The 16,421-nt window shown below is 61.3% G+C and carries 15 protein-coding genes; 5 read left to right on the plus strand and 10 right to left on the minus strand.

Annotation, left to right across the window (positions count from 1 at the left end; genetic code table 11):
* The first annotated feature begins 163 nt into the window (after window positions 1-163).
* From leuS to ACA065_RS26955, 5 genes are all read left to right on the plus strand, one after another.
* The gene (gene leuS / locus ACA065_RS26935; protein WP_497692237.1) at window positions 164-2,770 is read left to right on the plus strand and encodes a leucine--tRNA ligase; all 2,607 of its coding nucleotides are present in this window, start codon (window positions 164-166) and stop codon (window positions 2,768-2,770) included.
* An 88-nt stretch (window positions 2,771-2,858) separates the two neighbouring features.
* Window positions 2,859-3,464, plus strand: a complete 606-nt coding sequence (locus ACA065_RS26940) for an LPS-assembly lipoprotein LptE (protein WP_497692238.1) — start codon at window positions 2,859-2,861, stop codon at window positions 3,462-3,464.
* Window positions 3,465-3,503: 39 nt separating this feature from the next.
* Window positions 3,504-4,541 (plus strand): DNA polymerase III subunit delta, encoded by a 1,038-nt coding sequence (gene holA / locus ACA065_RS26945; RefSeq protein ID WP_497692239.1) that lies wholly within the window; start codon window positions 3,504-3,506, stop codon window positions 4,539-4,541.
* Between the two features lie 220 nt (window positions 4,542-4,761).
* A complete protein-coding gene (gene arfA / locus ACA065_RS26950) occupies window positions 4,762-4,926 on the plus strand; it encodes an alternative ribosome rescue factor ArfA (RefSeq protein ID WP_032861705.1) in 165 nt (54 codons plus the stop codon).
* 61 nt (window positions 4,927-4,987) lie between these two features.
* On the plus strand, window positions 4,988-6,313 hold the full coding sequence (locus tag ACA065_RS26955) for a lytic murein transglycosylase (protein ID WP_497692240.1): 1,326 nt from the start codon (window positions 4,988-4,990) through the stop codon (window positions 6,311-6,313).
* 125 nt (window positions 6,314-6,438) lie between these two features.
* Here the strand turns inward: ACA065_RS26955 and ACA065_RS26960 are convergent, their stop codons facing one another.
* The 10 genes from ACA065_RS26960 to rlmH form a co-directional block, all read right to left on the minus strand.
* Window positions 6,439-7,368 carry a S66 peptidase family protein gene (locus tag ACA065_RS26960; protein WP_497692241.1) on the minus strand — a complete coding sequence of 310 codons (930 nt, stop codon included), beginning with the start codon at window positions 7,366-7,368 and terminating at the stop codon, window positions 6,439-6,441.
* 120 nt (window positions 7,369-7,488) lie between these two features.
* On the minus strand, window positions 7,489-8,490 hold the full coding sequence (gene lipA / locus ACA065_RS26965) for a lipoyl synthase (protein WP_163003191.1): 1,002 nt from the start codon (window positions 8,488-8,490) through the stop codon (window positions 7,489-7,491).
* Window positions 8,491-8,516: 26 nt separating this feature from the next.
* Window positions 8,517-9,164 (minus strand): lipoyl(octanoyl) transferase LipB, encoded by a 648-nt coding sequence (gene lipB, locus ACA065_RS26970; protein WP_497692242.1) that lies wholly within the window; start codon window positions 9,162-9,164, stop codon window positions 8,517-8,519.
* The gene (locus ACA065_RS26975) at window positions 9,164-9,445 is read right to left on the minus strand and encodes a DUF493 domain-containing protein (protein ID WP_017136054.1); all 282 of its coding nucleotides are present in this window, start codon (window positions 9,443-9,445) and stop codon (window positions 9,164-9,166) included. The genes lipB and ACA065_RS26975 overlap by 1 nt, the downstream gene beginning before the upstream one ends.
* Before the next feature lie 85 nt (window positions 9,446-9,530).
* Entirely contained in the window at window positions 9,531-10,688 is a 1,158-nt protein-coding gene (locus ACA065_RS26980) for a D-alanyl-D-alanine carboxypeptidase family protein (protein ID WP_497692243.1), read from the minus strand.
* Window positions 10,689-10,866: 178 nt separating this feature from the next.
* Complete coding sequence (locus ACA065_RS26985; protein ID WP_497692244.1) at window positions 10,867-11,871, minus strand: septal ring lytic transglycosylase RlpA family protein; 1,005 nt, start codon at window positions 11,869-11,871, stop codon at window positions 10,867-10,869.
* On the minus strand, window positions 11,871-12,881 hold the full coding sequence (gene mltB / locus ACA065_RS26990) for a lytic murein transglycosylase B (protein ID WP_497692245.1): 1,011 nt from the start codon (window positions 12,879-12,881) through the stop codon (window positions 11,871-11,873). The genes ACA065_RS26985 and mltB overlap by 1 nt, the downstream gene beginning before the upstream one ends.
* A 17-nt stretch (window positions 12,882-12,898) precedes the next feature.
* Entirely contained in the window at window positions 12,899-14,002 is a 1,104-nt protein-coding gene (rodA, locus tag ACA065_RS26995; protein WP_162530315.1) for a rod shape-determining protein RodA, read from the minus strand.
* A gap of 31 nt (window positions 14,003-14,033) precedes the next feature.
* Window positions 14,034-15,932 (minus strand): penicillin-binding protein 2, encoded by a 1,899-nt coding sequence (mrdA, locus tag ACA065_RS27000; protein ID WP_497692246.1) that lies wholly within the window; start codon window positions 15,930-15,932, stop codon window positions 14,034-14,036.
* 15 nt (window positions 15,933-15,947) lie between these two features.
* Complete coding sequence (gene rlmH / locus ACA065_RS27005; protein ID WP_003176297.1) at window positions 15,948-16,415, minus strand: 23S rRNA (pseudouridine(1915)-N(3))-methyltransferase RlmH; 468 nt, start codon at window positions 16,413-16,415, stop codon at window positions 15,948-15,950.
* Between the last annotated feature and the right edge of the window lie 6 nt (window positions 16,416-16,421).

Raw genomic sequence — 16,421 nt, forward strand, 5'->3', positions numbered from 1 at the left:
ATCAGGGTTTCCCTCGATAGAGTGGGGTCATGTATGCTACGGCGCTTCCTGTAACTCCACTTCCCGCAGGGTTTGGGCACGGACGCGCCGCTTTTTGGTGTCGATCAACCTGAACGTTGCACCGAAGAGGATTAGGCCACCCCTATTCAGTTCAAAAGTAGCCATGCACGAACAATATCAGCCCCGTGAAATAGAAAATGCCGCCCAAACCTTCTGGGACGAGCAAAAGTCCTTTGAAGTCAGTGAACAGCCAGGCAAGGAGACTTACTACTGCCTATCGATGTTCCCTTACCCCAGCGGCAAGCTACACATGGGGCACGTGCGTAACTACACCATCGGCGACGTGATTTCGCGCTACCAGCGCATGCTCGGCAAGAACGTCCTGCAGCCTATGGGCTGGGACGCCTTCGGCATGCCGGCGGAAAACGCCGCGATGAAAAACAACGTGGCGCCTGCCAAGTGGACCTACGAAAACATCGCCTACATGAAGACCCAGCTGCGCAGCCTGGGCCTGGCGGTGGACTGGTCGCGCGAAGTGACCACCTGCAAGCCGGATTACTACCGCTGGGAACAATGGCTGTTCACTCGCCTGTTCGAAAAAGGGGTGATCTACAAAAAAAGCGGCACCGTGAACTGGGACCCGATCGACCAGACCGTACTGGCCAACGAGCAGGTGATCGACGGTCGCGGCTGGCGTTCCGGCGCACTGATCGAAAAGCGCGAAATCCCGATGTACTACTTCAAGATCACCGCCTACGCGGATGAGCTCTTGTCGAGCCTCGACGATTTGCCGGGCTGGCCTGAACAGGTCAAGACCATGCAGCGCAACTGGATCGGCAAGTCCAAGGGCATGGAAGTGCAGTTCCCGTACAACGTCGATTCCATCGGCGCTGCCGGCGCACTCAAAGTCTTCACCACCCGCCCGGACACCCTGATGGGCGCGACTTACGTCGCCGTGGCCGCCGAGCACCCGCTGGCCACCCAGGCCGCACAGAACAACCCTGAGCTGCAGGCGTTCATCGCCGAATGCAAAGGCGGCAGCGTGGCCGAAGCCGACGTCGCCACCCAGGAGAAAAAAGGCCTGCCGACCGGCCTGTTCGTCGAGCACCCGCTGACGGGCGAGAAACTGCCGGTGTGGGTCGCCAATTACGTGCTGATGCACTACGGCGATGGCGCAGTAATGGCTGTGCCGGCTCACGACGAACGCGATTTCGAATTTGCCACCAAATACAGCCTGCCGATCAAATCCGTGGTGCGCACAAGCTCGGGCGACACCCACCCGGCCCCGTGGCAAGACGCCTACGGCGAGCACGGTGAGCTGATCAATTCCGGCGCGTTCGACGGTCTGGACTTCCAAGGTGCCTTCGACGCCATCGAAGTCGCGCTGATCAAGAAAAACCTCGGCGCATCGCGCACCCAGTTCCGTCTGCGCGACTGGGGTATCAGCCGCCAGCGCTATTGGGGTTGCCCGATCCCGATCATTCACTGCGAAAGTTGTGGCGACGTGCCAGTACCGGAAAACCAATTGCCGGTCGTCCTGCCGGAAGACGTGGTGCCGGACGGCGCCGGTTCGCCACTGGCGCGCATGCCCGAGTTCTACGAGTGCGCTTGCCCGAAATGCGGCCAGCCTGCCAAGCGTGAAACCGACACCATGGACACCTTCGTCGAGTCCTCGTGGTACTACGCGCGCTACGCCTCGCCGCACTATCAAGGCGGCCTGGTAGAGAAATCCGCTGCCGACCACTGGTTGCCGGTGGATCAGTACATCGGTGGCATCGAACACGCCATTCTTCACCTGCTTTACGCGCGTTTCTTCCACAAGCTGATGCGTGACGAAGGCCTGGTGAGCTCTGATGAGCCGTTCAAGAACCTGCTGACCCAAGGCATGGTGATCGCCGAGACTTACTATCGCCGCGAAGCCAATGGTGCCTACACCTGGTTCAACCCAGCGGACGTAGAACTGGAACGTGACAGCAAAGCCAAGGTGATCAGCGCCAAGCTGAAATCCGATGGCCTGCCGGTGGAAATCGGCGGCACCGAGAAGATGGCCAAGTCGAAGAACAACGGCGTCGACCCGCAGTCGATGATCGACCAGTTCGGCGCCGACACCTGCCGCCTGTTCATGATGTTCGCCTCGCCGCCTGACATGAGCGCCGAATGGTCCGACTCCGGCGTCGAAGGCTCGCACCGTTTCCTCAAGCGCGTCTGGCGCCTGGCCCACGCCCATGTCAGCCAGGGTCTGCCTGGCAAACTGGACGTGGCCGGCTTGAACGACGAGCAGAAAGCCATTCGTCGCAGCACCCACCTGGCCATCCGCCAGGCCAGCCAGGACGTGGGCCAGAACCACAAGTTCAACACCGCCATCGCCCAGGTGATGACGCTGATGAACGTGCTGGAAAAAGCACCGCAAGTCACCGAACAAGACCGCGCACTGGTACAGGAAGGCCTGGAAACGGTCGTTCTGCTGCTGGCGCCGATCACGCCGCACATCAGCCATGACCTGTGGAGCCGCCTGGGCCACAGCGGCGCAGTCATCGACGCCGGCTGGCCGGTACAGGATGACAGCGCCCTGGTACAGGACACGTTGCAACTGGTGATTCAGGTCAACGGCAAGCTGCGTGGCCAAATCGATATGCCAGCCAGCGCCAGCCGCGAAGACGTCGAAGCGGCCGCCCGCGTCAACGAGAACGTGCTGCGCTTTACCGAAGGCCTGACGATCCGCAAAGTGATCGTGGTGCCCGGTAAACTGGTCAACATCGTCGCTAGCTAATCGGATCGGGCGCAGGGCTTGAGCCCTGCGCCGAACTAAACCTTTAAGGCCTCGATAAGGCCCACATGGTTTCAAGGGGAGCAACAAAATGATCAAACGCAACTTGCTGGTGATGGGCCTTGCTGTGCTGCTGAGCGCTTGCGGCTTCCAGCTGCGCGGCACCGGCACCACTGAACTGACACTCAAGGAATTGGACGTCAGCGCCCGCAATGCCTACGGTGAAACCGTGACCCAACTGCGCCAGACCCTGGAAGGCAGCGGCGTGCACGTCTATACCGGCGCGACCTACAAACTGAACCTGGTCGACGAAAAAGAAACCCAACGTAACCTCAGCTACGCAAGTGCCGGCCGTGCGTCGGACATCGAACTGAGCAGCGTGGTCTACTTCGAAGTGCAAGGCCGCGACCACCTGACCTTGATGAGTGACAAAGTCCAGGTACAGAAGGTCGTGAGCCACGACGGTAACAACCTGGTGGGTTCGGACTCGGAAATTATCCAGGTTCGCAAAGAAATGCGTCGCGAGCTGGTCCAGCGCCTGATTGTGCGCCTGCAATTGCTGACCCCGGAGCAGCTTGAAAACCTGCAACGCACCGCCGACAACAAGGCCAAGGCAGACGCTGACGCCGCGAAAGCTGCGCAAGAGTATGAAGACAACACGCCGAAACAATCGCCTGTTGAAGTTCCTGTCGAGTAAGCCATACGGGGCGCCCCTGGTGCCCCGTTCCGCCCGCCTATGAAACTCGCCCCTGCCCAACTCGCCAAACACCTGCAAGGTGGTCTTGCGCCTGTCTATATCGTCAGCGGTGATGATCCGCTGCTGTGCCAGGAAGCCGCAGACGCCATTCGCACCGCCGCGCGCCAGCAAGGCTTCGATGAACGCCAAGTGTTCAGCGCCGACGCCAGTTTCGACTGGGGCACGCTGCTGCAAGCCGGCGCGAGCATGTCGCTGTTCGCCGAAAAACGCCTGCTGGAACTGCGCCTGCCTTCGGGCAAGCCCGGCGACAAGGGCGCGGCAGCCTTGATGGAATACTGCTCGCGGCCTGCCGAAGACACGGTATTGCTGATCAGCCTGCCCAAGCTTGACGCCAGCGCGCAGAAAACCAAATGGGGCAAGGCGCTGGTGGAAGGCCCACAGACCCAGTTCATCCAGATCTGGCCAGTGGACAGCAACCAACTGCCGCAGTGGATTCGTCAACGCCTGTCCCAATCGGGGCTGTCGGCGACGCAAGACGCTGTCGAGTTAATCGCCGCCCGGGTCGAAGGCAACCTGCTTGCCGCCGCCCAGGAGATCGAAAAGCTCAAGCTGATGGCCGAAGACGGGCAAATCACCGTCGAAACCGTACAAGGTGCGGTGGCCGACAGCGCTCGCTTTGACGTGTTCGGGCTGGTGGATGCGATTCTTAACGGTGAACCCGCCCACGCCTTGCGCATGCTCGAAGGGTTGCGTGGCGAGGGTGTGGAGCCGCCCGTGATTCTTTGGGCCCTGGCCCGCGAGTTGCGGGTGCTGGCCAATATTTCCCTGCAATACAGCCAAGGCACCCCGCTGGACAAGTGCTTTAGCCAGGCACGGCCACCGGTGTGGGACAAACGCAAACCGCTGATGAGCAAAGCCCTGCAACGGCACTCGGCGCAACGCTGGGCGCAACTGTTGCTGGAAGCGCAGCGCATCGATGCGCAAATCAAAGGCCAGGCGGCGGGCTCGCCGTGGATGAGCCTGAGCCGTTTGTCACTTTTGATGTCTGGGCAGCGCCTGTCGTTACCGGCTGAATAACCCCCCTCTCAAAAACACCACGGGCTCAATGTGGGAGCGGGCTTGCTCGCGAAGGCGGTGGATCAGTCACCTGATCTATAAACTGACACACCGCCTTCGCGAGCAAGCCCGTTCCCACATTTTAATCGTGCACCTTTCCTACACAGCGCCGGGCTTTACAGCGGCGCAACTTCGGCAGATGATTTGCACCGTTTCACCCCACCTCTAAAGAGTACTGATCATGAGCAAAAAGCCATCCAAGCATGGCCCCAACAAGGCCAAATCCCTCATCGCCCAGCCACTGTTCCGCAGCCGTCAGGAACGCGCCGGCAAGGGCAAAGGCAGCTACCGCCGCGAAGCCTTCCAGTCTAATAGCTGGGAGGCTTCTTACTTTCTGGCTGCCTGAAGGCAAGCGCCCCTCTAGCGTGATAAGGTCTGCACCTGATTTGTAATCCCTGGACCTGTGCATGCCCTCTAGTCTTTCCCGTCGTTGGCACGTTCGCCAATTGATCGCTGCCTCCAGCCTCATTCTGCTTGTCGCCTGCGCGGAAAAACCTACCGCCGCGGACGCGCAACCCCTGCCAAAGCTGCAGACTGTGCCGGCCGTAGCGCCTGCTGTCGTCGCCCCGCTGGCCGTGGACAATCTCGATATCCAACCGACCCAGACCTTTGCCGAATGGCAGGCGGGCTTTCGCGTTGACGCCCTGAAGGCCGGGATCACACCCGCCGTCTTCGATAACGCTTTCGCCGGCGTTACCCCCGATATGGCCGTGATTCGCGCTGACCGCAGCCAACCGGAATTTTCCCGCCCCGTTTGGGAATACATCGACGGTGCCCTGTCGCCGCTGCGCGTGCGCAACGGCCAGGCCTTACTGATCAAGTACGCCGATATCCTGCAAAGCATCGAGCAACGCTATGGCGTTGACCGCCAGGCACTGGTCTCGGTGTGGGGCATGGAGAGTAACTTCGGCCAGTTCCAGGGCAATAACTCGGTGATCCGCTCCCTGGCGACCCTGGCTTACGAAGGCCGTCGCCCGGCGTTCGCACAAGCGCAACTGCTGGCGGCGCTGCAGATCATCCAGCATGGCGATATCCAGGCCGACCAGATGAAAGGCTCGTGGGCCGGCGCGATGGGCCAGACCCAATTTATCCCGACGACCTACAACACCCACGCTGTCGACTTCGATGGCGACGGTCGCCGCGACATCTGGAACAGCCCGGCCGACGCACTCGCCTCCACCGCACATTACCTGCAGAGCTCCGGCTGGCAAACAGGCCAACCGTGGGGTTTTGAGGTGAAACAGCTGCCGGCAAACTTCGATTACGCCCTGGCAGACGGCGGCGTACGCAAGACCGTCGCCGACTGGTTGAAACTCGGTATCCAGCTGCCGCCTGGCGCGAGCATGCCGGCCAATGTCGACCAGTTGTCCGCCGCGCTGCTGCTGCCTGCCGGCTACCGTGGCCCCGCTTTCCTGGTGCTGGACAACTTCCGCGCGATCCTCAAGTACAACAATTCGTCGTCCTACGCACTGGCGGTTGGCCTGCTGTCGGAACGTTTTGGTGGCGGTGGGGTGATTCGTGGCGACTGGCCGAAAGACGAGCTGCCACTGAGCCGTTCCCAGCGTATCGACTTGCAGACGGTGCTCAACGCCAAGGGCTATGACGCGGGTAACGCAGACGGCATTATCGGTGCCAATACGCGCAAGGCGATTCGGGCGGCGCAGCAGTCGCTGGGTTGGCCGGCGGACGGCTATCCGACCGTGAAACTGCTGGAGTCGTTGCAAGGCCAATAGGTCGGCGTATGGCGACTATCGCCTTCGCGAGCAAGCCCGCTCCCACATTTGACCGAGTTCCAACCTTGGAATGTCGTTGAATGTGGGAGCGGGCTTGCTCGCGAAGACGGCGTCACAGGCGACAATTATTTCAAAACTACATCCTGCTCCAACACCAGCCGCTGCTCCCCCGCATCCAGCCGCACCATCGCGCCCATCGGCAGCGTCAGGTTCGGGTCACAATGCCCGCTGCGCCAGCCGGACAGCACCGGAACGCACAACGGCTCGAAGGTCTGCTTCAGCAGCCGCTCCAGCGCTGCTTTATCCACCCCCGACACATCCCCCACCAGTACACCGGCAATCTGGTCCAGCTTGCCCGCCAGGCGCAGGTGAGTCAGCAGGCGGTCAATGCGATAGAGCGGCTCGTTGACATCCTCGATAAACAGAATGATGCCGTCGGCATTGATTTCATAGGCGGTGCCCATCACCGCCGCAATCATCGACAAGTTGCCACCCAACAAACGCCCGCAAGCGATGCCAGGCTCAAGCGTAGTCAGCGGGTAGGCGGCCGGGTGTGCCAGCACACTGCAGGCCCCCAGTTGACCACGCAGCATGCTGAACAATGCCGATTCCGTGGGCTGTTGCTTGTCGCCCAGCAAGTCGGCGTTGAGCATCGGCCCGTGAAAGGTCACGAACCCTGCATAGCGGTTGATCGCCAGGTGCAATGCGGTGATGTCGCTGTAGCCTACGAACGGCTTGGGGTTGGCTCGCAGCAACTCGAAATCGAGGCTATCGAGCAAGCGTGGCGTGCCGTAGCCGCCACGCAGGCAGAAGATGGCATCGATCTCGGGGTCGGCGAAGGCCGCATGCAGGTCGCGCAGGCGCACCGCGTCGCTGCCTGCCAGATAACCGTCGCGTTCGTATACACCTGGGAAGATCCGCAGCTCATAGCCGCGGGCGCGCATCCATTGTGTGGCTTTTTCAACGTCGAGTGCGGCGGGGCCGGCGGGGGCAATCAGGCCGATCACGCCTTCGGCGCGCAAGGCAGGAACGGCGGCCGCGAGTTGAGTCATCATCCATGGTTCTCCGTGGTTGGATTACCCAGGCACTCTAGCCAGTGATGGTTGCAAACAGAAGAGAGAAAGGGAGGGGAATACTGTAGGAGCGAGGAGTGCTCGCCCCTACAGTACAAAGGCTTACGAAACCAGGCTTGCCTTGACCAGCTTGGCCTGCTCGTCGGCGTGGTACGAGGAGCGTACCAGCGGGCCGGACGCCACGTTCTTGAAGCCCATCTTGTAACCTTCCTCGGCGAACCAGGCGAAGACGTCCGGGTGCACAAAACGCTGCACCGGCAAGTGGCTGCGCGACGGCTGCAAGTACTGGCCCAGGGTCAGCATGTCGATGTCGTGTTCGCGCATGCGCTTCATGACTTCGATGACTTCTTCGTCGGTTTCGCCCAGGCCCAGCATCAGGCCGGATTTGGTCGGGATGTGCGGCATCATCTGCTTGAATTTCTGCAGCAGGGTCAGCGACCACTGGTAGTCCGAACCCGGACGCGCGGCCTTGTACAGGCGCGGTACGGTTTCCAGGTTGTGGTTGAACACATCCGGCGGCTCGGCCGCGGTGATTTCCAGCGCGACGTCCATGCGGCCACGGTAGTCCGGCACCAACGTTTCGAGCATCACGTTCGGCGACAGCTTGCGGATTTCGCGGATGCAATCGGCAAAGTGCTGGGCACCGCCGTCACGCAGGTCGTCGCGGTCTACCGAGGTGATGACCACGTACTTGAGTTTCAGGTCGGCGATGGCGATGGCCAGGCTTTCCGGCTCGTTGACGTCCAGAGGCTTGGGTCGGCCATGGCCAACGTCGCAGAACGGGCAACGACGGGTGCAGATGTCACCCATGATCATGAAGGTGGCGGTGCCCCCGGAGAAGCACTCGCCCAGGTTCGGGCAGGACGCTTCTTCGCACACGCTGTGCAGCTTGTGTTTGCGCAACAGTGCTTTGATACGGTCGACTTCCGGCGAAACCGGGATACGCACGCGGATCCAGTCAGGTTTTTTCGGCAGTTCGGTGGTCGGGATGATCTTGACCGGGATGCGTGCAACCTTCTCGGCGCCGCGCAGCTTGACGCCGGCTTCCACCTTGGCACGCGGGGCCGGGGCCGGACGCTCGGTGATGTCCAGCGTCGGGATCATGGTTTGCACTGCATCAGTAGTCATAATCAGTCGATTCCGCCCGTAAGGGTCGTCTGCTCAGCATAGTCGAGGTGTTTGACGAGCTGCGCACGCAGCCGGGCACTTACCTCGGCAAATTTAATCGGTGTGGCGTGGTCGCTCAGTTGGGTCATCGCCAACCCTGCGTAACCGCACGGGTTGATACGCCCGAAGGGCGCCAGGTCCATGTCCACGTTCAGGGCCAGGCCATGAAAGGAACAACCGTGGCGAATCCGCAAACCGAGGGAGGCGATTTTCGCGCCTTCCACGTACACACCGGGTGCATCGGGCTTGGCCGCGGCGCTCACGCCGTAACTGGCCAACAGCTCGATCAGGCAAGCCTCCATGCGGCTTACCAAGTCACGTACGCCAAACCCCAGCTTGCGCACGTCCAGCAATAGATACGCTACAAGCTGACCCGGCCCATGGTAAGTCACTTGACCCCCTCGGTCGACCTGCACCACCGGAATATCACCCGGCAGCAGCAGATGCTCAGCCTTGCCGGCCTGGCCCTGGGTGAATACCGGCGGGTGTTCCACCAGCCAGATTTCATCCGGGGCCGAGCTGCCGCGCTCGTTGGTGAAGCGCTGCATGGCATGCCAGACCGGCTCGTAGGCCATCTGGCCGAGCTCGCGAAAGCCCAGGACCTGTGACATCACAGCACCATGTGCACGAAGCCGGTGGCCCGCAGTTCGCTGTTGATGTCGTAGAGCTGGTCTTGACCGGTCGCAACGATGTGCAACTGGATGGTGGTGTACTTACCGTTGGAGCTCAAACGCTCGTCCACCCGGTTGTCGTTGATCGTCGCGTGTTTACGCACGATCTCGAGAATCTTGTCTTTGTTGCCCACACCGGTATCGCTGATCACCTTGACGGGATAGTCCACGTTTGGGAATTCGATCTTTGGCGCCTTTACTTCTACTTCTTTATCGGTCATGGCAGAACGGCCTCGTAAGCGGTAAGCCGTGGCGACGGGCAAAGCCCCGCGTCGGATCAACGCGGGGCTTTGCAGGTGCACACAATCAGTTGAACAAGCCGTAGAAGAATAGACGGATGCTATCCCACACGCGGCGGAAGATACCACCTTCGTCGACGGCGTCCAGCGCGATCAGGTCGGCGCTGTGCACCACTTTGTCGTCCAGTTTCACTTCGACTTTACCGATCACGTCACCCTTGGCAATTGGCGCAACCAATTGTGGGTTCATGGTCATGCTGGCAGCGAGCTTTTTCAGCTGGCCTTTAGGCATGGTCAGGGTCAGGTCGTCAGCCAGGCCGGCTTTGACTTGGTGAGTAGCGCCCTTCCATACCGGCGCTTGAGCAAGCTCGGCGCCTTTCTGGTAGAAGGTCTGGGTTTCGAAGAAACGGAAACCGTAGGTCAGCAGTTTTTGCGTCTCGGCAGCACGGGCTTGCTCGCTGTTAGTGCCGAAGACCACGGCGATCAGGCGCTGGCCGTCACGTACAGCGGACGACACCATGCAGTAGCCGGCTTCTTCGGTGTGGCCGGTTTTCAGACCGTCGACAGTCTTGTCGCGCCACAGCAGCAGGTTGCGGTTAGGCTGCTTGATGTTGTTCCAGAAGAATTCCTTCTGGGAGTAGATCGCGTAGTGCACCGGGTCGACACGGATGATCGCGCGAGCCAGCACTGCCATGTCGTGAGCCGACGAGTAGTGCTCAGGGTTCGGCAGACCGGTCGGGTTCATGAAGTGGCTGTTGGTCATGCCCAGGTCGCCGGCAGTCTTGTTCATCAAGTCGGCGAACGCGTCTTCGCTGCCGGCGATGTGCTCGGACAGGGCCACGCTGGCGTCGTTACCGGACTGGATGATGATGCCGTGCAGCAGGTCGCTCACGGTGACTTGCGAACCCACCTTGATGAACATCCGCGAACCGCCGGTGCGCCAGGCGTTTTCGCTGACGGTGACCGGGTCGTTTTCGCCGATCTGGCCGCGACGGATTTCCAGGGTCGCGATATAAGCCGTCATCAGCTTGGTCAGGCTGGCCGGTGGCAGGCGCTGGTCACCGTTGTTCTCGACCAGCACGTTGCCGCTGGCGGCATCCATGAGAACCCAGGCCTTGGCGGCCAGTTGCGGGGAAGCCGGCACCATTTCAACCGCCCAGGCGGCCGGGGTGATGATCAGCGAAAGAAGCAGGCACGTGCGTTTGGCTAAGGTGGTGATGTTCATCCGTCTCTCGAAATTGCTTATGGAAACTTGCCCTCGCGGGCAAAACTATTCAGACAGCCCGCTGCCAGACTGTCACGTGTTCGGTTGCCCGCTCACCCCTTGCCCCTGGGTTTTTATTGTTCAACGAGCCAACAACCAGGGTTCAGGCCCGCGTACGAGCCCCAACCATCAATCTTTCTTATTCGGCGGTGACTACGCTGGGTTGCCCCAGGTTGGCCAGGCGCACGCTGTTCTGTACTTGCGCCACTTCACTTGGCGAACCAATCGGCCCCATGCGCACACGGTGCAGGGTCTGCTGGTTACGCACGATGGAGCTGATAAAAACCGGCGCATTGACCATGCCGCTGAGCTTGGACCTTAACAGTTCTGCCGCATCCGGGTTGGCGAAAGCGCCCACTTGCAGGTACTGGCCGCCCACGGTAGAGGCGCCCGGTGCTGCGTGAGGCACGACGACCGTGTCCGGTGCGTGCTGTGCTGGCGGCGGTGTCCATTGCTCGATCTTGCCGGTTGACGCGGTCACCTGCGGCTGCGCCGTTTGCGGTTCGTTGAGCATCAACGGCGCCGGTTTGCCGCGCTGCGCCCAATACTGCGCCGGGTCGATGCCTTCTACTTTCACGCGCGCGGTGCCGATTTCGGCGTAACCGAGTTTCTTCGCGGCGGCGTAAGACAAGTCGATGATGCGGTCCGAATAGAACGGCCCACGGTCGTTGACCCGCAGGATCACGGTGCGGTTGTTGTCCAGGTTGGTCACCCGTACGTAGCTGGGCAGCGGCAAGGTCTTGTGGGCCGCGCTCATGCCGTACAGGTCATACACTTCGCCGTTGGCGGTGTTCTGGCCATGAAACTTGGTGCCGTACCAGGACGCCGTGCCCGATTGCACGTAGGTCTTGGATTCCTGCAGCGGGAAGTAATTCTTGCCCAGCACAGTATACGGGTTGGCCTTGTAAGGCCCGGTGTGCAGGGTCGGCGTGGCATCCGGAATTTTCGACACGTCGACATCCCACCACGGCGCGCCGTCTTTGTGTGCGCGGTTGATGTCCAGGCCCGGCTGGGCGCGAACGACACCGCCAGCCGACTTCTGCGCAGGCGCACGACTGGTGGTGGAGGAACAACTGACAACCAGCAAGGACAACGCGGCGAACGCCACCAGCTTGAGCGGTTTATTGAACGGCGATGCCCGCATTACTTGTTGCCCCGTGCTTGGACCAGCATGTCTGACAGCTGATGCACGGCCATGGCGTACATCACACTGCGGTTATAACGCGTGATTGCGTAAAAATTCTTCAGGCCCATCCAGTATTCCGGGCCGTTTTCGCCTTCGAGGCGGAACGCCGTCACCGGCATATCATCGCGTGGCGCATTCTGACTCGACCAGCCCAGCGCTCGCAACTCCCCGACGGTCTTGACCGGCTCGATTCCCTGGGTCAGGCCTTCATCGGCACGATCCCCAGTCACATCGGCACGGATCACCACCGGCTCACCGGCGACCCAGCCATGGCGTTTGAAATAGCTGGCCACGCTGCCGATAGCATCGTCGGGGTTGCTCCAGATATTAATGTGGCCGTCGCCGTCGAAATCCACCGCGTAAGCGCGAAAGCTGCTCGGCATGAACTGCGGCAAGCCCATCGCACCGGCGTAGGAGCCTTTGAGGGTCAGCGGGTCGACCTGCTCTTCGCGGGCCAGCAACAGGAATTCGCGCAGCTCCTTGCGGAAGAATTCGGCGCGCGGCGGGTAATCGAAGCCCAGGGTCGACAAGGCGTCGATCACCCGGTAACTGCCGGTATTGCGCCCGTAGAAGGTTTCGATGCCAATAATGGCGACGATAACCTGGGCCGGCACCCCGTATTCCTGCTCGGCGCGGGCCAACACGGCTTCGTGCTGGCGCCAGAAGTCCACGCCACGCGCCACGCGGGCGTCGGTGAGGAACATCGGGCGGTATTCTTTCCACTGTTTAACGCGCTCGGCGGGACGCGAGATCGCGTCGAGGATCGCCTGCTTGCGCTGGGCTTCGCGGAACACGCCCATCAGTTGTTCACCGGCAAAACCGTAGTCGCGGGTCATTTCACCGACGAATTCGGCGACCTGGGGTGAGCCATCGTAGTCACCGGCCTGCGCCTCTTGCGTCGCGCCCAGCAGCCCAATCAGGCTCATCCAGGACGCATGCCGAGTCGCCCAGCCGCGCATTACTTGCATTGACATCTTCACCTTATTCAAACCTGCGCGATCCATTTGCGATGCGTATGAATCGACATCAAAACCCCAAACGCTGACAGCAATGTCACCAGCGAAGTTCCGCCGTAGCTAATGAACGGCAACGGCACCCCTACCACCGGCAACAGGCCACTGACCATACCGATGTTGACGAAAACGTAAACAAAAAAAGTCATGGTCAGGCTGCCGGCGAGCAATTTGCCGAACAGGGTCTGCGCCTGTGCGGTGATTACCAGCCCGCGGCCAATCAACAGCAAATAAATCAGCAACAGCGCGCAAATGCCCACCAGGCCGAACTCTTCGCCCAACACCGCAATAATGAAGTCGGTGTGGCTTTCAGGCAAAAAGTCCAAGTGTGACTGGGTGCCCAGCAGCCAACCCTTGCCAAATACGCCGCCGGAACCGATGGCCGCCTTGGACTGGATGATGTTCCAGCCGGTGCCCAGCGGGTCGCTCTCCGGGTCGAGGAACGTGAGGATCCGCTGCTTCTGGTAGTCGTGCATAAAGAAGAACCACATGGCCACGGCCACCGGGATGGCGGCGGCCAGTACGCTGAGGATCCAGCGCCAGCGCAAGCCGCCCATAAACAGCACGAACGCACCGCCCGCGAGAATCAGCAGCGAGGTGCCGAGGTCGGGCTGGCGCACAATCAGGATAAACGGCACGCCGATCAGGATCAGGCTGATGCCCACGTGCTTGAGCTGCGGCGGCAAGGTGCGCTTGGACAGATACCAGGCAATGGTCGCCGGCATCAGGATCTTCATGAATTCCGACGGCTGGAAGCGAATCACCCCCGGAATGTTGATCCAGCGCGTCGCGCCCATGGCGTTGTGGCCCATCACGTCCACCACCACCAGCAGCAATACGCCGGCGACATAGCCCAACGGCACCCAGCGCGCCATGAAACGTGGCTCGAGCTGGGCGATCACGACCATCGACAACAGGCCCAGACCGAACGACGACGCCTGCTTGATCAGCAGGTCCCAGTTCTTGCCGCTGGCCGAATACAACACGAACAGGCTGCCGGCCGCCAAGGTCAGCAGCAGGATCAGCAACGGGCCATCAATGTGCATACGTTGCAACAACGTCGCACGGCGACGCATCACATCTTCGCTGGAGAGGATGCGGTCAAAATTACTCTTCACGGGCCGTAACCTCGGTGCTTGAAGGGGGGCCACCATATTCGGATTTGAGCCTGCCGTCGTCGGCCAACAGCCAGGCGTCCATGATCTGGCGCACCACAGGCGCAGCCACGCCGGAGCCGGACTCACCGTTCTCGACCATCACTGCCACGACGATTTTCGGGTCGTCTGCCGGGGCAAAACCGACGAACAAGGCGTGGTCGCGGTGACGCTCCTGAACCTTGGAACGGTCGTATTTTTCGCCCTGCTTGATAGCAACCACCTGCGCAGTACCGCTCTTGCCGGCAATGCGGTACTGCGCGCCGGCCGCCGCTTTACGCGCAGTGCCACGGGCGCCGTGCATCACTTGCTGCATGCCGTGGTTGACCTTGGCCCAGTCGGACGGGTCGCGCAGCACGATATCGGGGATCGGGTTTTCATCCACCGGCCGCTCGCCTTCGACGGTCTTGGCCAAGTGCGGACGGTTCCAGATGCCTTTGTTGGCCACCAGCGCGGTGGCCTGGGCCAGCTGCAAAGGCGTTGCCTGCATATAGCCCTGGCCGATGCCGAGGATCAGGGTTTCACCCGGGAACCACGCCTGGCGGCGGGTCGCGCGCTTCCACTCCCGCGACGGCATCAGGCCTGGGGACTCTTCGAACATGTCCAGGGAGACTTTCTGGCCGAGGCCGAATTTGCCCATATAGGCAGAAAGCCGGTCGATGCCGAGCTTGTGGGCCAGGTCATAAAAATAGGTGTCGTTGGAGCGCATGATCGCGGTGTCCAGGTCGACATAGCCGTCACCGGTGCGGTTCCAGTTACGGTACTTGTGATCGTAGTTGGGCAGCATGTAGTAGCCGGGGTCGAACACACGGCTGGAGGCGGTGACCACACCCGAATCCAAACCGGCAATCGCCACCGCCGGCTTGATGGTCGAGCCTGGCGGATACAGCCCGCGCAACACACGGTTGAACAGCGGCCGGTCGATGGAATCACGCAGCTCGGCGTAGGCCTTGAAGCTGATGCCGGTGACGAACAGGTTGGGGTCGAAACTCGGCTGGCTGACCATCGCCAGCACTTCGCCGGTTTTCGGGTCCAGTGCCACCACGGCGCCACGCCGACCGCCCAGGGCCATCTCGGCCGCTTCCTGCAGCTTGATGTCCAGGCTCAGCACGATGTCTTTGCCCGGCACCGGGTCGGTGCGCTTGAGCACCCGCAGCACGCGGCCTCGGGCGTTGGTTTCGACTTCTTCGTAACCCACCTGGCCGTGCAGCTCGGGCTCGTAGAAACGCTCGATGCCGGTTTTGCCTATGTGGTGGGTGCCGCTGTAATTCACCGGATCGAGGCTTTTCAGCTCTTTCTCGTTGATGCGCCCCATGTAGCCGACGGAGTGGGCAAAGTGCGGCCCTTGCGGGTAATGCCGCACCAACTGCGCCACCACTTCCACACCGGGCAGGCGGAACTGGTTCACGGCGATCCGCGCGATCTGCTCTTCGGTCAGCTCAAACAGGATTGGCACCGGCTCGAATGGCCGGCGCCCCTGCTTCATGCGCTTTTCGAAGATCACACGGTCTTCCGGCGTCAACTGCAGCACCTCGACAATCACATCGAGGATCTGCTGCCAGTCGCCGGAACGCTCGCGGGTCATGCTCAGGCTGAAGCTGGGCCGATTATCCGCAACCACCACGCCATTACGGTCGAAGATCAGCCCACGCGTCGGCGGAATCGGCTGCACATGCACCCGGTTGTTTTCCGACAGCGTGGAGTGATAGTCGTACTGGATCACCTGCAGGAAATACAGGCGCGCAATCAGCACACCGATCAGCCCCACCACCATAAAAGCGCCGAACACGACCCGCGCGCGTACCAGACGTGCGTCTTTCTCGTGGTCCTTGATGCGGATCGGCTGGGTCATCGGGAGAGGCGCAGATTATTTGTGGTAAGGGTGCCCGGACAGAACTGTCCAGGCGCGATACAGCTGTTCACCGATCAGAATCCTTACCAACGGGTGCGGCAGCGTCAGCGCCGACAACGACCAGCGCTGGTCCGCCCGCGCACAGACTTCCGGCGCCAGCCCTTCGGGGCCGCCGACCATGAAGTTGACCGTACGCGAATCCAGGCGCCAGCGGTCCAGTTCCACCGCCAACTGCTCGGTGCTCCAGGGCTTGCCGTGCACCTCAAGGGTGACGATGCGCTCGTTGGGGCCGACCTTGGCCAACATGGCTTCGCCTTCCTGACGGATAAAGCGCGCCACGTCGGCATTCTTGCCCCGGGTGTTGAGCGGTATTTCTACCAGTTCCAGCGACAGCTCAGCGGGCAGACGCTTGGCATACTCGTGCCAGCCTTCTTCCACCCACTTGGGCATGCGTGAACCGACAGCGATCAGACGCAGGCGCACAGCCGT

It is taken from the genome of Pseudomonas sp. LBUM1640, assembly GCF_059716225.1.